At 44.8% G+C, this 15,186-nt stretch carries 13 protein-coding genes; 8 read left to right on the plus strand and 5 right to left on the minus strand.

Annotated features, from left to right (window positions below; translation table 11 throughout):
• Positions 1 to 2: 2 nt before the first annotated feature.
• Together AB6E52_RS09710 and AB6E52_RS09715 are read right to left on the minus strand one after the other, a co-directional pair.
• Entirely contained in the window at positions 3 to 3,761 is a 3,759-nt protein-coding gene (locus tag AB6E52_RS09710) for a translocation/assembly module TamB domain-containing protein (RefSeq protein ID WP_102320275.1), read from the minus strand.
• Complete coding sequence (locus AB6E52_RS09715) at positions 3,758 to 5,470, minus strand: autotransporter assembly complex family protein (RefSeq protein WP_017063725.1); 1,713 nt, start codon at positions 5,468 to 5,470, stop codon at positions 3,758 to 3,760. The genes AB6E52_RS09710 and AB6E52_RS09715 overlap by 4 nt, the downstream gene beginning before the upstream one ends.
• Positions 5,471 to 5,665: 195 nt before the next feature.
• Between AB6E52_RS09715 and msrA the strand changes: the two genes are divergently transcribed.
• Positions 5,666 to 6,295, plus strand: a complete 630-nt coding sequence (msrA, locus tag AB6E52_RS09720; RefSeq protein WP_017058899.1) for a peptide-methionine (S)-S-oxide reductase MsrA — start codon at positions 5,666 to 5,668, stop codon at positions 6,293 to 6,295.
• A gap of 110 nt (positions 6,296 to 6,405) precedes the next feature.
• On the opposite strand, the gene AB6E52_RS09725 is transcribed toward msrA, so the two are convergent.
• The gene (locus AB6E52_RS09725) at positions 6,406 to 6,606 is read right to left on the minus strand and encodes a DUF1107 family protein (protein ID WP_017058898.1); all 201 of its coding nucleotides are present in this window, start codon (positions 6,604 to 6,606) and stop codon (positions 6,406 to 6,408) included.
• A gap of 252 nt (positions 6,607 to 6,858) precedes the next feature.
• On the opposite strand from AB6E52_RS09725, the gene AB6E52_RS09730 reads away from it, so the two are divergent.
• The 7 genes from AB6E52_RS09730 to AB6E52_RS09760 all read left to right on the plus strand — a co-directional run bounded on the left by AB6E52_RS09730 (position 6,859) and on the right by AB6E52_RS09760 (position 12,607).
• Positions 6,859 to 7,410 (plus strand): YtfJ family protein, encoded by a 552-nt coding sequence (locus AB6E52_RS09730; RefSeq protein WP_017063723.1) that lies wholly within the window; start codon positions 6,859 to 6,861, stop codon positions 7,408 to 7,410.
• A 91-nt stretch (positions 7,411 to 7,501) separates the two neighbouring features.
• The gene (locus AB6E52_RS09735) at positions 7,502 to 7,792 is read left to right on the plus strand and encodes a DUF2607 family protein (RefSeq protein WP_017063722.1); all 291 of its coding nucleotides are present in this window, start codon (positions 7,502 to 7,504) and stop codon (positions 7,790 to 7,792) included.
• A gap of 40 nt (positions 7,793 to 7,832) precedes the next feature.
• Positions 7,833 to 8,540 (plus strand): DUF2796 domain-containing protein, encoded by a 708-nt coding sequence (locus AB6E52_RS09740; protein ID WP_102320276.1) that lies wholly within the window; start codon positions 7,833 to 7,835, stop codon positions 8,538 to 8,540.
• A gap of 141 nt (positions 8,541 to 8,681) precedes the next feature.
• On the plus strand, positions 8,682 to 9,398 hold the full coding sequence (locus tag AB6E52_RS09745) for an ABC transporter ATP-binding protein (protein ID WP_017058894.1): 717 nt from the start codon (positions 8,682 to 8,684) through the stop codon (positions 9,396 to 9,398).
• Entirely contained in the window at positions 9,395 to 10,654 is a 1,260-nt protein-coding gene (locus tag AB6E52_RS09750; RefSeq protein ID WP_017058893.1) for an ABC transporter permease, read from the plus strand. The genes AB6E52_RS09745 and AB6E52_RS09750 overlap by 4 nt, the downstream gene beginning before the upstream one ends.
• 14 nt (positions 10,655 to 10,668) lie before the next feature.
• Entirely contained in the window at positions 10,669 to 11,184 is a 516-nt protein-coding gene (locus AB6E52_RS09755; RefSeq protein WP_017058892.1) for a DUF3299 domain-containing protein, read from the plus strand.
• Positions 11,185 to 11,698: 514 nt separating this feature from the next.
• The gene (locus AB6E52_RS09760; protein ID WP_102320277.1) at positions 11,699 to 12,607 is read left to right on the plus strand and encodes a TIGR03899 family protein; all 909 of its coding nucleotides are present in this window, start codon (positions 11,699 to 11,701) and stop codon (positions 12,605 to 12,607) included.
• Between the two features lie 163 nt (positions 12,608 to 12,770).
• Here AB6E52_RS09760 and cysC read toward each other — a convergent pair whose 3' ends face one another.
• Positions 12,771 to 13,391 carry an adenylyl-sulfate kinase gene (gene cysC / locus AB6E52_RS09765; protein WP_102320278.1) on the minus strand — a complete coding sequence of 207 codons (621 nt, stop codon included), beginning with the start codon at positions 13,389 to 13,391 and terminating at the stop codon, positions 12,771 to 12,773.
• A gap of 24 nt (positions 13,392 to 13,415) precedes the next feature.
• Positions 13,416 to 15,140 (minus strand): SLC13 family permease, encoded by a 1,725-nt coding sequence (locus tag AB6E52_RS09770; RefSeq protein ID WP_017067554.1) that lies wholly within the window; start codon positions 15,138 to 15,140, stop codon positions 13,416 to 13,418.
• Between the last annotated feature and the right edge of the window lie 46 nt (positions 15,141 to 15,186).

Here is a 15,186-nt window from a genome sequence, read left to right on the forward strand (position 1 = left end):
CTCTACTCGAACTCAAATTGATAGAGAAGATCCACAGCACTGTCTAGGCCAGAAACAGCTTCAACATAGAGATCCTGCATCAATCTATAACGAACGGTAAACTCACCTAACGAGTTAAAGATACCCACACCATACTTCACCTGTAAGCCAGGCAGGATGTAACCACTTACCGTCACTTGAGAGTCATCGCCAGAGCCTGCAGTATCCAGTTGCAAGTCCTTTACACCAAAGGCTTCACCGATTTCACCAACAACCTTACCACTCTTCGCTAAACTCAAACCGATTAAAGTCGTTGTCATCGAACCGCTCGACTCACCGTCGATATCTTGGCCACGCAAAATATAAGACAGTGCGTTCGCTTGTGGCATCGCTGGGTCAGAATAAATCTCGATGGTAGGCTCTGTCGCAGGGCCAGTCACTCGAATACCAGCGGTCACGTCATCCTGAGTATTATCAGGATTACGAATCGCGTTGATGGCTACGTATGGCTGATCCGGTGGTCCATTCATTAGGATCTTACCCTCTTCGATCAAGAGGTCTTGCCCGAATGATTGATAAGTACCATCGACGATGTTCACTTCACCTGTAATAAATGGACCTTGGTCTTTTTGAGCCACGTTGAGCTTACCGACCAAATCACCTTCAAGACCGAAGGCAGACAGTTTAAAGTCATCACCAATGGAGATATTAATATTCGTCATCACATTGAATGGATTCGTATCTTCGTTTTCTGGCTCTAGATCTTTATTCAAAATAACCTGATCAGAAGAGACGCCAACCGCTGACGGTGGTAAATCTTCAACAACAATTCGTCCCCATGGTAATGCAATATCACCGGTGATTTTCGCCAGATCTGGTGTGACATCAATAGTCATATCAGGTACGACCTTCACCTTAACCATCGGTGGGATATCAACCATCAACTCATCAGCGAAAACTCTAACGTTCGAATGCCATGCTTTAAGATCTTGCCAATCTCCGGTTCCCTCAATATCAAGGTGACCATCAGGTGTTTCGACATTCGCATCCAGTTTTGCACTATAACCATCAAAGTCGAGGTCGATGCGGCCATCTTTCACATCAACAGGCGTAACATCGCCTTTGACTTGAATACCATCAACAGAGAATTGACCAAAGACTTGAGGGTGCATCAGAGAGCCTTTAACTTGAAGATCACTCTCAAGGTCGGCTTTCAATAAGCTGTATTCACCTAGAATTGGTTGTAAGAAATCAAGATGGAACGTGGTCAGCTTAATTGCCGCATCGACCATTTTGTCTTCGGCAAGAATATCCGGTAACGACACCGTGCCAGACAGGTCACCATTGTCGGAAACATCCAACTTAAAATCGGCATCCAGTTTGTTGTCTTTCAGTTGGGCATTCAATGCAACGCTTTCCCAACCCAGTGTGATTGGCTCACCCACTTGTTGAACAACCTGACCTTTCGGCATATCAACGCTTACCGTGACTTCAGGCTCATCTTGTTCAGACCACTTTGCATGAGCAGTCGCATTGACTAAGCCCTGTAATTGCGTCTCTTTAGGCACAAAGGCTTTAATCTGCTCGAAATCGAATTGATTGATGGCTACCTTGGCCTCACCCGATTTTCCGACACGAACGTCTTCATCCAAACACACGCTCGAACCCGATTGTTTCCAACAGTGCGCTTGAACATCGGCAAACTGTTTATCAACATCCGCATTTATCGCGACAGGTTGATCTAACACCCAAGGACCTTGCTGAGTGGTGATTTTGACTCTGTCTAACGATCCATACCAAATAAGAGAAGGCTTTTGAATCAACTCTCCGGAAATAGCTAAGCTTGTAGACACGATGTCGGATATCACATCAAGTGTCACTGTGTGTTTCTTCTCACCACCACTCACCGTGAGATCAATGCTTTCTACGCTCTGATCTTGATAGGTTAGGTTGTTAGCTTTTAATTCAAGATCAGCTTGAGCTTCAGGCAATGGCAGAGGAACCACAGAACCATTAAGCGACAAGGATTCTAGTGTTGCTTCGTTATTCCAATCTACCTTATCCACATTTAGAGCGAGATCGACTTCAGGCTTTTTCGTTGGACCACTGAGCTGGATGTTACCAATCACTTTACCTTTCAAATCAGGGACGCTTTTTACAAGCTCAGGGAAGTGAATCTCAACACCCATGTCCCATTTCTTATCAAGCTCACCCTGAGCCTTAATCGAGTTAACACCGTGAGCTAAGCTCAAACCACTGGTTTTCAGTTTTGGTTCACCGCTCGCGCTGCGATCCGACGCTGACAACTGACCTTCGATATCCAGAGGGTATTCTCGCAAGATCCCTTCAATATCCAATTTAGGCAGTTCAATCGCCCAGCCGCCCGCTTCCGTCAACTCACCTGAGGTGACGATGTTTCCACTAATGTTGCCCTCAGCTTCTGGCCACTGCAGACCCGGTTGAATATCTTTGAGTGTCACGTCAGCTTGCCAGTTAACGAGACTCTTCCAGTTCGCTTTAACGACACCGTTAAGCTCACCGCCTAGCGTGTTGAGCTTTAGACGCTCGAGATCAATTTGTTCCGTCGTGCCTTTACCCTGTAGATCGATGGCTAATTCAGGGATTTCCTTACCATCGGCTTCACCTTTAAGAAGAACATTAAAACCATCTAGTGAGCCATCAGCTTTAAATTGCTCAATTGTCGCTTGGTAATCGCTTTTTCCGGTAAGGGGCCACTGTGCTTGTCCGCCCTCTAAAAGAAGGTCAAATGGCAGAGTCGGTTCTAAGGGTTGAATATCCCCAGACAACTTTGCCTCAATCAGCTCAGAAAATTGGGAGTCTAGGTTTAGCTTAGCCACGCTGCCTTGTGCTTTCAGAGACAACTTCTGCCCAACAAGGTCGGTTTCTTTCACCAACGCATCCAAAGAAAGTTCTAGCGGGTAACCGCCCTTGAGCTCAACCTTCGTGGTTAGATTGGCGCTTGCTTGTGGCATATCGAGTTCGAGAGTTGAAACATCAACCGTGTGTTTGCCCGCGCGAGCTTCTAGCCCAAGGTGGTTAACAACGATTGGTGTTTCTTGTTCTAAGGTGAAACGGTTGAGGTCAAAACGCTCCAACACAACCTGCAGAGGAATCCAGACTTCCGGCAATTCGATAGCCGTTTTAACGGCAGCTTTTGGCTCAACCTTTTCTGCTTGCGGTTCTTCTGTCGACTCCGCGAGTTTAACCTTAAGATCATTGAATAAGGTTGGCGATACAGTTAGCTTTTCGCCCTGCATACTCAAAGCCGTAGAGAACAAGCTCCATTCAATTTCATGCCCTAAGATATTCAACTTGATATCAGACAAAGCGATACGGTTGATTACGATTGGCAACGGTGTTTTTACCGATGTTACGGGCGGAGTAGGTTCTGTTTCTTCTGTAGAGGCCGGAGGCAGTTCAGTAAATGCGAAGTCCAATCCTTGAATCGCTAAACGATCGACACACAACTTAGGGTCGAGCAGACAGCGAGGATTAATCGCCAAGTTCAGCTTTTGAACTTTGGTGTCTATATGCAGGCTGTCATCTTTAAACTGAACATTATTAAGCGTAAAGCTCGGGAACAGAGCCCCTTTAGTGCTTTCCACTTTAAGCTGTGGCAACGCTTTTTCAGCGCCCCACAACACAGTGTTCAACCCTGGATTGGTGAACAAAACAAAACCTAGCAAGGCTATCAACAACAGCAAAATAGACGTCAATGAGATCGACGTCCACTTGATGCACTTGCCCATCACTTTGATCATAATTCTGGCCCTAAACTAAAGTGTAACTGGAACTCATCACCTTTTTCTGCATCTAGACCCCAAGCAAAATCCAAACTCACTGGACCAACAGGTGACGCCCAACGAACACCGACGCCGGTGCCGTGTTTCCATTCGGGTTTGTCATTAAATGCATCACCAATGTCGTAGAATGCTGCGCCCCACCAGTTTCCAACCAAGCGGTATTGGTATTCAAACGAGCTGGTTGCAATGAATTTGGCACCCGTTAGTGCGCCACTTTCATCTCGAGGAGAGATCGACTCATAACCATAACCACGAATGCTATTGTCACCACCAGCAAAGAATCTTAGGGAGGGAGATAGCTTATCAAACTCGTCGGCAAAGTTGCCGCCAAATTGAAGTCGAGTTAAGCCTCGGTGATTGTCGCCAATGCTTCGAATCCAAGCGGTTTGACCTTGAAAACGAACAACCTTAGTTTCAGATAACAAGGTATCATCACCCGCTTCAACCATAATGGTTTGTTTATCGCCCCACATCGGCATCGAACCGCCTCGCGTTCGAGTGCGTGAGAAAGAGATACCCGGCAGCACAAATTGCGCTAAATCATCCTGCAAACCTTGCTCATAGTTTTCGACCAAGTATCGAATGAAGACCGTGCGTTGCCAACCGTTATCCAGTCGCCAATATCTTTCTAGCGCTAAGTTTGACTCCAAACTCTTGGTATCACGATTATCCAAGTTTTTCATACCGTACTTAACTTGATAGTAGTCGTTCAGCACGTCATCCAGAGGGATTTTATAGGTAGCGGTAATCGTCTGTTCAGGTTTAGAAATCGACAGGCTGCTATTGAAGCTATGGCCTTGTTCATTAACCCAAGGTTTTTTCCACTTCAGAGTGCCTTTTACGCCAAGGTCGGTGGATACACCGATACCCGTTTCGATTTGGTTACGAGCTTGCGGAGCAAGGCTAACCTTCATCGGGATCTCTCGGCCTTCGCCTAACTGGCTTAAATCTGGTTCAACAAATACCGAGGAGAACCAATCCGTATTGGACAGGTTTTGGTTGTACTCACCGACTTTGGTGATTGAGTAAGGTTCGCCATCCTCAAATGGTTTAAGTGACTGCACCTTATCTTCTTCTATCTGGCTACCAGTAACCTGAGTAGTACCAAAGTGATAGCGGATACCACTGTTATAATGAAGACGAACATAAGCGCGGTTCAATTCAGGAGCGACTTCTAGCTTACTAAGATCATAAGCACCATCGAAGTAGCCTTTCGCTAAGCCAAGGTTGCGGATCGACGATTTCAAAGAGTCATAATTACCATGATTCAGAGTCGAACCTTTAGACAAGCTACTCTTCGCTATCAAGGCTAAAAAGTCTGGGTCATCCTTGGCTTCACCAGTTAGAACGATATCTGAAGTATAAATAACAACAGGCTCTCCCGGCTCAACCGTAACGGTCATTTCGGTATCATCTTCGGAGTGAGTAAATGTGATTTTAGGGTGGTAGTAGCCTAACGCATTCAGGGCTTCTTTAATCATAGATTCCAAGCGGGATTGGAATCTTAGTGAAACCGAATACTCTTCTTCAGGGATCGCACTCAGATAAGCATCAACATTATCCTCAAGCGCTCCATCTAGCCCTTTGATTTCAAGGGAAACGTCAGCGAAAGCGAGCGTCGATGACAATAGAGTGCCAATCAGAACTGGTAAAGTTTTTCTTATCATGTTTAATTGGTGAAGAAGTTATCAATACGTTAATAAGTGAAAAGAAATAATACCGCTAAATAGGCATTGAGTCTGTAATAAATCCTGGAATAACACGGTCTAATTTAAAGACTTATTCAATATTGACCAACAGTTAATATGAACCCACGTTAAATAAAAGCCAGCGCGGTAAACGTATGCGAAAAGGAATATAACATGCTAAACAAACAACAACTGGTTTCTGCAGCAACCGCACTACCGGGAAATGCTGACCCAATTCGAATCACTGAGCGCCATTTCGTCAATCAAACCGACCTGCTCGATGCACCCACGGGCTCTCAACAAGAAGTCCTGTTTGGTATGGGGTGCTTCTGGGGAGCTGAGCGTTTGTTTTGGCAATTGGATGGCGTTATTTCAACATCCGTTGGTTACGCTGGCGGATACACAGTTAATCCCACTTATGAACAAGTATGTACTGGGCAAACCGGCCATACCGAGGTCGTTCGTGTCATATTTGATAGTGAACAAACCTCTCTAGCTCGAATACTTGAAACCTTTTGGGAGCGTCATGACCCAACTCAAGGGATGCGCCAAGGCAACGATTTAGGGACTCAGTACCGTTCTGCGATTTACACCTTCAGTGAAGAACAACAATCTATCGCTGAGCACTCTAAACGTGAATATCAACGAGCAATGACTGAATCTTTAGGCAACGAGATCACGACGGAAGTTCTGCCTGCTGGAAAATATTTTTTCGCAGAAACCTACCACCAGCAATACCTAGCTAAAAATCCGAATGGGTATTGCGGGTTGGGTGGAACAGGTGTGTGCTTCCCTCCACAATAAAGTGCCGTTCGACATACCATCGTGAACGACACGCATTAAAAAAGGGCTTCCATCAGGAAGCCCTTTTCATTGTTAATCTATTCGGTGCAAGACAAATCGATAAAGCTCAGTTACACCGGCAACGCTGCAATGGTGCCGTTAACTTCTTTAAAAATAGTGAGCTTTTGTTTGTCTGAAACTTCAGGAAGTAGCACCTTGCCTTGGTCGAAGCGAAACTCTCCAACACCTTCAATAGCAAATTGGCCTTTGAACAGGACTTTAACGAAACGCGCCACCTGACGTGGACGGTAAGTAGAAAATTTTCTTAACATAATACAACCTCAATTCCATTTGAGTACTACAGTCACATACCTGAACAGCGTCGCTGTTCAAAGCACATTTAATCGCTAATTCCTTTAGCAAACAGCAAGATAATCTATTGTTCATCTTGATATTGATGCATTATACCTTTTGGTAACAAGCCTGCAACTTCTTTCTACGTCGTACGATAAAAAAGTTAAAGAGGCATTTTTCAAATTTCATATTATACTTCCTGTGCAAACCATAAGCGGAACAAAAATATAATGAAAAACAAAACTCTACTGGCTTTTCTAGCCGCAGCCTCTCCACTCTTCGCCAATGCTCACAACCTATCAGTAGGCGCTACCCTGCCTGCCGTCGATGTGAGTAACTATGGTGAGATTGTTCTAAACGACGGAAATACTGGATATCAAGCTTGGGCAACCAATGATCTTCTAGGTAAAGTTCGCGTCGTTCAAGCTATCGCTGGCCGCAGCAGCTCTAAAGAGCTCAACGCACCACTGATGGCAGCCATTACCGCATCGAAATTCTCAGAAGACAGCTACCAAACCACCACTATCATCAACCAAGATGATGCGATTTGGGGTACTGGGTCTTTTGTTAAGTCCTCTGCCGAAAGCAGCAAAGAAGAATTTCCATGGTCTTCTATGGTCCTAGATGAAGACGGCGCCGTTGCGTCAACATGGGCTCTAAAAGAAGAAAGCTCAGCGATTATCGTTCAAGACAAGCAAGGTAAAATCTTGTTTGTAAAAGAAGGTGCATTAAACGAATCAGAAGTCACTCAAGTCATTGAGTTGATTAAAGCGAGCCTTTAATAAGATATTCGCGTCTTTTTCGAGACCTAACCAAAGGATATTGTTATATTATAACAGTATCCTTTTTTTAATTCTGTGGTTAATCATCCTGATGTGGCAAAACACACCCAACAATGTGAAACGCAAAACAGGCTTCTTGCTTGGGCTTATGCTCATGTTAAGCGTGTTAGCCGCAACACACATTGTGGATATCGCACCAGAGCACCACACTTCACACCATTGTGAGCTGTTTTCGCTTAATCAGTTCATCACAGCGCACTCACTACCACAGATTCCAGAGTTCCATTCGGAATTTACTGTCGCTATTACAGAGTCAGTAACTTCACTACAGCGGCTATATTTCGCTTATTTGGCACGCTCACCTCCTGTAAATATCGCTTAATTACCACTACTTTTTAATTAACCTTTATTCAGGAAAAAACATGAAACCTACTTTTTTAGCCGTTGTTATCGGCATGACTGTCTCTACAAATGTTCTAGCTAACGAAGAATTCCGCTCTCATGATGCACACGTACATGGCCAAGTTGAAGTAAACATCGCGCAAGATGGGCAAGAATTGCTTGTTGAAGTGACAGCTCCCGGCGCAGATGTGGTTGGGTTTGAACATGCTCCAGAAACTGCAGAACAGAAGAAAGTGTTTGAACAGGCTATCGCACAATTAAACAAGCCAGAAGAGCTGTTTAGTTTTAACAATGCGAGTTGTACTCTGAAGTTCAAGTCAGTAGCAAACACCTTAGAAGGCGGTCATGACGACCATGAAGGCCATGACCATGCGGAACACGGTCATGGCGACCACAAAGACCATGATCACGCTGAACACGATCATGACGACCACAAAGACCATGACCACGCTGAACACGATCATGATGACCACAAAGACCATGACCACGCTGAGCACGATCATGATGACCACGAAGGTCACGACCACCACGATCACTCAGAAGGTGGCCACGGTGAGTTCACTGTTGAGTACCACTATGAATGTTCAGATGTTGCTAAGCTAGACACAGTTGGCACTCAGTGGTTCTCTAAGTTCAGCAACACTGAAAAAATGACGGTGAACCTACTAACAGACACAGCTCAAGTACAAGAAGTGCTTAACGCAGAGCGTATTAGTTTCCGATTCTAATCACTCCTAGATCGGATTAAACGTAAAATAAACAGCCAGGTAAGTCATCGCTTACTTGGCTGTTCAAATCGGTGTGTTCCTGGGAATTTATGTTTCAAATTACTGTCCAGTAGATACACCGCTTTAATTATTGGAGCTAGCATGTCTTCTGACAGTTCATCACTTGTGGTCAAACTCGAAAATATCAGCTTTCGTTGGAAGCCTGAATTACCACCAACGTTAGAGATCCCCTCTCTTCACATCCAAGCCCAAGAGCACCTTTTTATTAAAGGGCCAAGTGGTTGTGGAAAATCAACTTTGTTAGGGCTACTGACCGGAATCAACCAAGCTGAGCAAGGAGAAGTCTCTATCCTTGATCAAGACCTCACTCAGCTTACACCTCGTCAAAGAGATAAATTCAGAGCCGATCATATTGGTTATATTTTCCAACAATTTAACCTGCTTCCTTATCTATCAGTTATCGATAACGTGACGCTTCCTTGCCAGTTTTCACAGATACGTAAACAGCAAGTCGCTGAAAGCCAGAAAAGCTTACAAGAGACGGCTCGAGAGTTGTTACTCAGATTAAAACTACCTCAAGCTTTAATGGACAAGCCCGTTACCGAGTTAAGCATCGGTCAACAACAACGTGTTGCTGCCGCTCGTGCTTTGATCGGCCAACCCAAAATCATTATTGCCGACGAGCCAACCTCGGCTTTGGATCATGACAACCGAGAAGCTTTTATCGAACTGTTGTTAGAACAAGCCAACCAGGCAGGTTCTACTCTTATCTTTGTTAGCCATGATCCAACACTAGAAAAGTTGTTCACTCGAACCATAGATTTAAAAACCGTTAACCAAGCTAAGGTTGTCGTATGAAAGTAATTACTCACTTAGCCTTAAAAAGCGTACTCAACCGTAAAGCCACAGCCATTCTAACTATTCTCACTGTGGCTGTATCCGTCATTCTATTACTCGGTGTGGAACGTGTAAGAACCGAAGCTAAGAGCAGCTTCGCCAATACGATTTCAGGTACTGACCTTATCGTCGGTGGCCGCTCTGGTCAGGTAAACCTGCTGCTTTATTCCGTATTTAGAATCGGTAATGCGACCAACAACATCGACTGGAAAAGCTATGAAGAATTTAGCCAGCACAACGCTGTAAAGTGGGCGATCCCAATCTCATTGGGTGATTCACATAAAGGCTTCCGCGTAATGGGCACGAACCATAGCTACTTCGAGAATTATCGCTATGGAAGTAAGCAACCACTTACTTTTCAGCAAGGCAAAGAGTTTAATCAGCTATTTGACGTAGTGATTGGTGCCGACGTCGCGAAGAAGCTAGATTACAAAATAGGTGATCAAATCATTCTTGCGCACGGTATCAGTGATGTTGCGTTTAGCCGTCACGATAATCTGCCCTTCAAGATTGTGGGAATACTCGCGCCAACAGGAACACCAGTAGACAAAACCGTACACGTATCGCTAGAGGCAATCGAAGCAATTCATGTTGGCTGGGAATCAGGTGCCAACCTCGGGCACACACCGAATGCTGAAGCGCTAAAGCAACGTGACTTCCAACCGAAGCAGATTACCGCGATGATGGTTGGCCTTAAATCGAAGATCCAAACCTTCGCACTGCAACGAGAAATCAATAACTACCGCCAAGAACCTTTAAGCGCCATTATGCCGGGCATTGCGCTTCACGAATTGTGGGGAATGATGGCTGTAGCAGAACAAGCATTACTGATTGTTTCAGGGTTTGTTGTTGTCGCCGGATTATTGGGTATGCTCAGTAGCCTACTCACTAGCTTGCAAGAAAGGCGTCGAGAGATGGCTATCCTACGTGCGATGGGCGCAAGACCTCGTCATGTGTTTGGTTTACTGATCAGTGAAGCCAGTGCACTAACCTTCCTTGGCATTACATTAGGTGTTGCAGTATTGTTTGCGCTGATCGCAGTGGTTGCTCCTATTGTGCAACAAAGTTATGGTATCAACATATCGATATCCGCAATCACACCGCATGAGTGGAAACTGCTTATGCTGGTACAAGTTGCTGGAATCATTATCGGCTTTATTCCCGCTTTCAGGGCTTACCGCCAGTCATTGTCTGATGGCATGACGATTCGAATCTAAAATAGGAACCTACGATGCAACGCAAATTCCTACTGATACTTGGGCTACTTCTGTTCCCATTTATCAGTACAGCTCACGCTGAAACCACTCAGAATGACGAATCGGTATTAACACTTGAATGGATTGATTTGATTCCAGAATCAGAACGTGCTCAGCTAGATTCATTTGGTATGCCGATGGTTGACCACAATAGTATGGACAAACCTCAACAATCGACACTTGGTGCTGTTCGCCCAGAGCTGAATGGCAGCACAGTGAAGATTCCTGGCTTTGTGATTCCATTGGAAGGTGATGAGAATATGATCACTGAGTTTCTGCTGGTACCGTACTTTGGCGCATGTATCCACGTGCCACCGCCGCCACCGAACCAAATCATCTACGTGAAGTTCCCGAAAGGTGCACCAATACAGCAGTTATGGGATGTGATCTATTTGGTCGGAACGCTGAAAACTGAGTCAATCAGCCATGACTTAGCGCAAACCGGTTATCTTATTGAAGGTACTGCGATTGAAGAGTATGACGACATGTAGTCATTAGAAGGGTGGCTCAAGGATGAGCTGCCGTCACTGAACGAGTGTGATCATTCAATAACAGTTTAATAACGATAATTTTCTTCTGAATTACGCGATGTAATTAGATAAGTAAGCTAGAACAGCGACATAAATCGCGAGTAATAACCCTATACTAAGCTGTTTCTTCAGCTTGTTATCATTGACTTGATTCATAACTCCTCCTTGAGAATTACAACAAATTTAACATTTTATTATCATTAACAAAAGTAAAAATTTGTTGAAACCTTCAACTATGCTCGCAAAATCTAGCCACCAATAAGATAAAGAGTTACATTTTAGACAGTTATACCAATCACAATAAGTAAGTGTTCAGAAATAGCGTAGGAAAAAGCCTTGAGAACAAGGCGGAGCTTTTTGATAAGTAGTTATTCTACAATCAAAAATTGTAGCTCAGTTATCAAGCGTTTTAACAAGCTAGGCTGAGCGATTATTTACTACGATTGGTTTTGAGTCGTCTCCTAACGGTACTCTTATGTCAAAAACCAAACAGCCAGTGATCATTGAGCATGCTAGCGACACACAGCATAAGCATGAGAAAAAGCCTCATATTGCCGACAGTGCCAGCAGAATGCTGCACATCGCACAAAGCTTCGGCCTCGATTTCTTAATTAGTCATAGTGCCAAGCCAAAGGATAAAGCTGAGAGTACGCTTATCGAACGGGCACTATTGCGAGAGAAAAAACGTAGAGAGCTTCGCCAAAAGAACCTAGAACAGATTCTAAAGTTGGCGCACTCTTCATGTAAGGATGAAGCGGCTGGAGACCCGGATCAGGACTGGTTATACCGTTTCTTCGACATGGCACAAGAGATCCACAATACATCGATGCAGAGGCTATGGGCTCAAGTACTGAAACGAGAAGTCACCAACCCAGGCTCGACGTCGATGAAGGCACTGCAAATCTTAAAAGACATGACACCAAAAGAAGCGTTAACCCTACAAAGGGCAGCATCACTGGGTTGTAGCTTTGGTAGCGATAACAGCAGAAAGCTCTTACTCGGCTTTAAATCTCATGCTGGGCTATTCAACTTTGGCAAAAGGGACACCACCAACACCATCAACCTTGGTGGGCACAACCTGCCCTACTCCAGCTTGCTCCACTTGATAGAGCTCGGGATTATTCTGGGCACAGAATTAGAATCCGGAGAGATTGATTTCGATCCAGCCCTGCACCTAACCTATCAAGGTAAGAGCATGTCACTGGCACCATTATCAAAAGGCGTGAAGCTGGTTTACTACCGATTCAGCCCTACAGGCAATGAGCTTTGTACCTTGCTCGGTAACAAGCCAAACACGCAGTATTACGATCAACTGATTGCACTATTGAGCCAGAAATTCACAGTACAGACAGAAGTGAAAAGCAGCGTAAATTACACCGTCTAGACACTCGACGGAGCTAAAATAGACGGTGTAAAAAGTGAAGTATAGAGAGGAATAAAGAGAATCTAGAGGATAGGTTTCTTGTCTCGGTAAACTAAGGCTGCACTATTTATCGGTCGTGAATAAACAGATAAACAGCTGAGTAGCCTTAGTCATACCAACGATCTCAGTTGGCTAAGATATTTCGCTTCTCCAACGCATCAATACACAGTTCGACCAATTCATCGAGTGTCTTCTCACCTGCAGGTAGATCAATCTCAGGGTTCTGAGGCGCTTCGTACACTGAACTAATACCTGTAAAGTTCGGGATCTCTCCGGCACGTGCTTTCTTATACAGACCTTTAGGGTCACGCTGTTCGCAAACCTCTAATGGCGTATTGACGAACACCTCAAGAAACTCACCTTCCGGCAATAAATCTCTCACGAGTTGCCTTTCAGCTTGATGCGGAGAAATAAAGGCTGACAACACGATCAAGCCTGCATCTGCCATCAATTTAGCAAGCTCACCAATACGACGGATGTTCTCTCGACGATCTTGCTCAGAGAAGCCAAGGTCACTACATAATCCATGACGCACATTGTCGCCATCCAATAAATAAGTATGGTAACCAAGCTGTGCCAAGCGATTTTCTAATGCTCCAGCGACTGTCGATTTACCAGAACCAGACAACCCCGTGAACCAGAGCACGGCTGGCTTTTGTGATTTCAGATCCGCGCGAAATGTTTTATCAATCGAGTGTTGATGCCACACAACATTCTCATCTTTGGATTTGAGTACTGCGGTCATAATTAGTCCTTTAAATAAACAGCATTAAAATGGGAAAAAATAAGGAATTAGGGTCAGCACCAAGCCCGAATATACAATCGAGATTGGAATGCCGATACGCAGATAATCCGTTAAATGGTAATTACCTACGCTATAAACAAGTAAGTTGGTTTGGTAGCCGTATGGAGAGATAAAACTGGCACTGGCACCAAACAGTACCGCCATGATGAACGGCATAGGGTCAACGCCATAACCTACTGCCATACTGTAGCCAATCGGAAATGAGAGTGCTGCAGCCGCATTATTGGTCACCAGCTCTGTCAAAACCAAAGTCATAAAGTAGGTAGCAACTAACGCACCGAATACGCCCCAGCCATTAAACGCCTCCATAAACATCAGCCCCATCCGCTCAGATAAACCCGATGAAATCATCAGTTGAGCAATAGAAAGTGCAGAGCCCACGATCACCACAATATCAACTGGGAAACGGCGGCGGAGCTCACCCAGTTGCACCACGCCAAATGCCACCAGCAACAGTAGAAAACCAGCTAAGCCTTTGATAATAGGTACTGCATCGATAAGGGCTAAACCAATCACGCTAGCAAAGCCGAGCAACACGAACGTCGATTTGTCGGCATCAAGCTTGGCACTCGAATCTAAGTCATTCATCAACACAAACTCTTTGTTGTGTTGTTGGCGCTGTTCTTCAAAGCGTTTACCTGGAACCAAAATCAAGGTATCACCAGCGGTCAATGTGATATTCCCTAGCCCACCTTCTAGGCGTTCATGGCCACGACGAATAGCAACCACAACCGCATCGAAACGATCTCTAAATTGGCTGGTTTTCAGGGTTTTGTTACAGAAGCTTGCCGACGAACTCACCACCACTTCAACAAAGCTCTGGCCATTCAAATGATGCTGACCAAACAGGGTTAAACCTTGGATTTCTTGCAGTGTTGCAACACTCTCTACATCACCACAAAACAGCAATCGGTCGCGAGCTTGAAGAATAAAATCAGGGTCAATCGACGCGGTGGTTTTACCGTCTCGAATCACTTCGGCTAAGAACAGTTTTCTAAGAGCTCTAAGATTATTTTCACTGACGCTACGGCCAACTAATGGAGAACCTGGCTCAACTCGCGCCTCGAGAAAGTAAGGCAGATCATCTTGAGAACCATCATCGTAGCTGGGTAGAAAATAGCTAAGAGGAATAAGGATCAATACCCCACCGACCAAAACCGCTAAACCGATCAAGGTAGGTGTGAAAAAGTTTAAGCTCGGTAAACCTGCATCTTCAACAAAACTATTGATGATCAAATTGGTAGAGGTGCCGATCAATGTCAGGGTGCCACCTAAGATGGCAGCGTATGACAAAGGGATAAGTAACTTAGACGGCGCGTGCTGTTGATTACGTTTGATCGCCCCGATCAAAGAAACAACCACCGCGGTGTTATTAGTAAAAGAAGAAAGTAACGCTGTAGAAATACCCAACTTCGCAACCACGGTACCTAGCCTACCTTCAGAGATATTGCGGCTAACCCAGCTGATTAAGCGAGTTTTCTCCAACGCACTTGATGCGAGGATCAGAAGAATTAAAGTCAGTAACGAGGAGTTAGTGAAGTTATTAGCCAAGCTCGACAAGTCGATCATGCCAGCCATAAAAGCAATAAACGCCGCGCCAGCAAAGATAAAGCTTGGCTTAATACGGGTAACGAGCAGGCAAGTAATGATGCCGAGCAAAATCGCTAATACAAATCCTTGTTGCCACATATACCCGTCCTTTATGGCGGAAACGATCGGTTTCCGCCTGATTCAA

It is taken from the genome of Vibrio sp. 10N.247.311.13, from assembly GCF_041467595.1.
Classification (GTDB): Bacteria; Pseudomonadota; Gammaproteobacteria; order Enterobacterales; family Vibrionaceae; genus Vibrio; species Vibrio crassostreae_C.

Coding starts and splice junctions, on each gene's coding strand:
- AB6E52_RS09725 (WP_017058898.1), bottom strand. CDS start 6,606: ATGTTAAGAAAATTTTCTACTTACCGTCCACGTCAGGTGGCGCGTTTC.
- AB6E52_RS09740 (WP_102320276.1), top strand. CDS start 7,833: ATGAAACCTACTTTTTTAGCCGTTGTTATCGGCATGACTGTCTCTACA.
- AB6E52_RS09710 (WP_102320275.1), bottom strand. CDS start 3,761: ATGATCAAAGTGATGGGCAAGTGCATCAAGTGGACGTCGATCTCATTG.
- AB6E52_RS09760 (WP_102320277.1), top strand. CDS start 11,699: ATGTCAAAAACCAAACAGCCAGTGATCATTGAGCATGCTAGCGACACA.
- msrA (WP_017058899.1), top strand. CDS start 5,666: ATGCTAAACAAACAACAACTGGTTTCTGCAGCAACCGCACTACCGGGA.
- AB6E52_RS09770 (WP_017067554.1), bottom strand. CDS start 15,140: ATGTGGCAACAAGGATTTGTATTAGCGATTTTGCTCGGCATCATTACT.
- AB6E52_RS09750 (WP_017058893.1), top strand. CDS start 9,395: ATGAAAGTAATTACTCACTTAGCCTTAAAAAGCGTACTCAACCGTAAA.
- AB6E52_RS09745 (WP_017058894.1), top strand. CDS start 8,682: ATGTCTTCTGACAGTTCATCACTTGTGGTCAAACTCGAAAATATCAGC.
- AB6E52_RS09730 (WP_017063723.1), top strand. CDS start 6,859: ATGAAAAACAAAACTCTACTGGCTTTTCTAGCCGCAGCCTCTCCACTC.
- AB6E52_RS09755 (WP_017058892.1), top strand. CDS start 10,669: ATGCAACGCAAATTCCTACTGATACTTGGGCTACTTCTGTTCCCATTT.
- AB6E52_RS09735 (WP_017063722.1), top strand. CDS start 7,502: ATGTGGCAAAACACACCCAACAATGTGAAACGCAAAACAGGCTTCTTG.
- AB6E52_RS09715 (WP_017063725.1), bottom strand. CDS start 5,470: ATGATAAGAAAAACTTTACCAGTTCTGATTGGCACTCTATTGTCATCG.
- cysC (WP_102320278.1), bottom strand. CDS start 13,391: ATGACCGCAGTACTCAAATCCAAAGATGAGAATGTTGTGTGGCATCAA.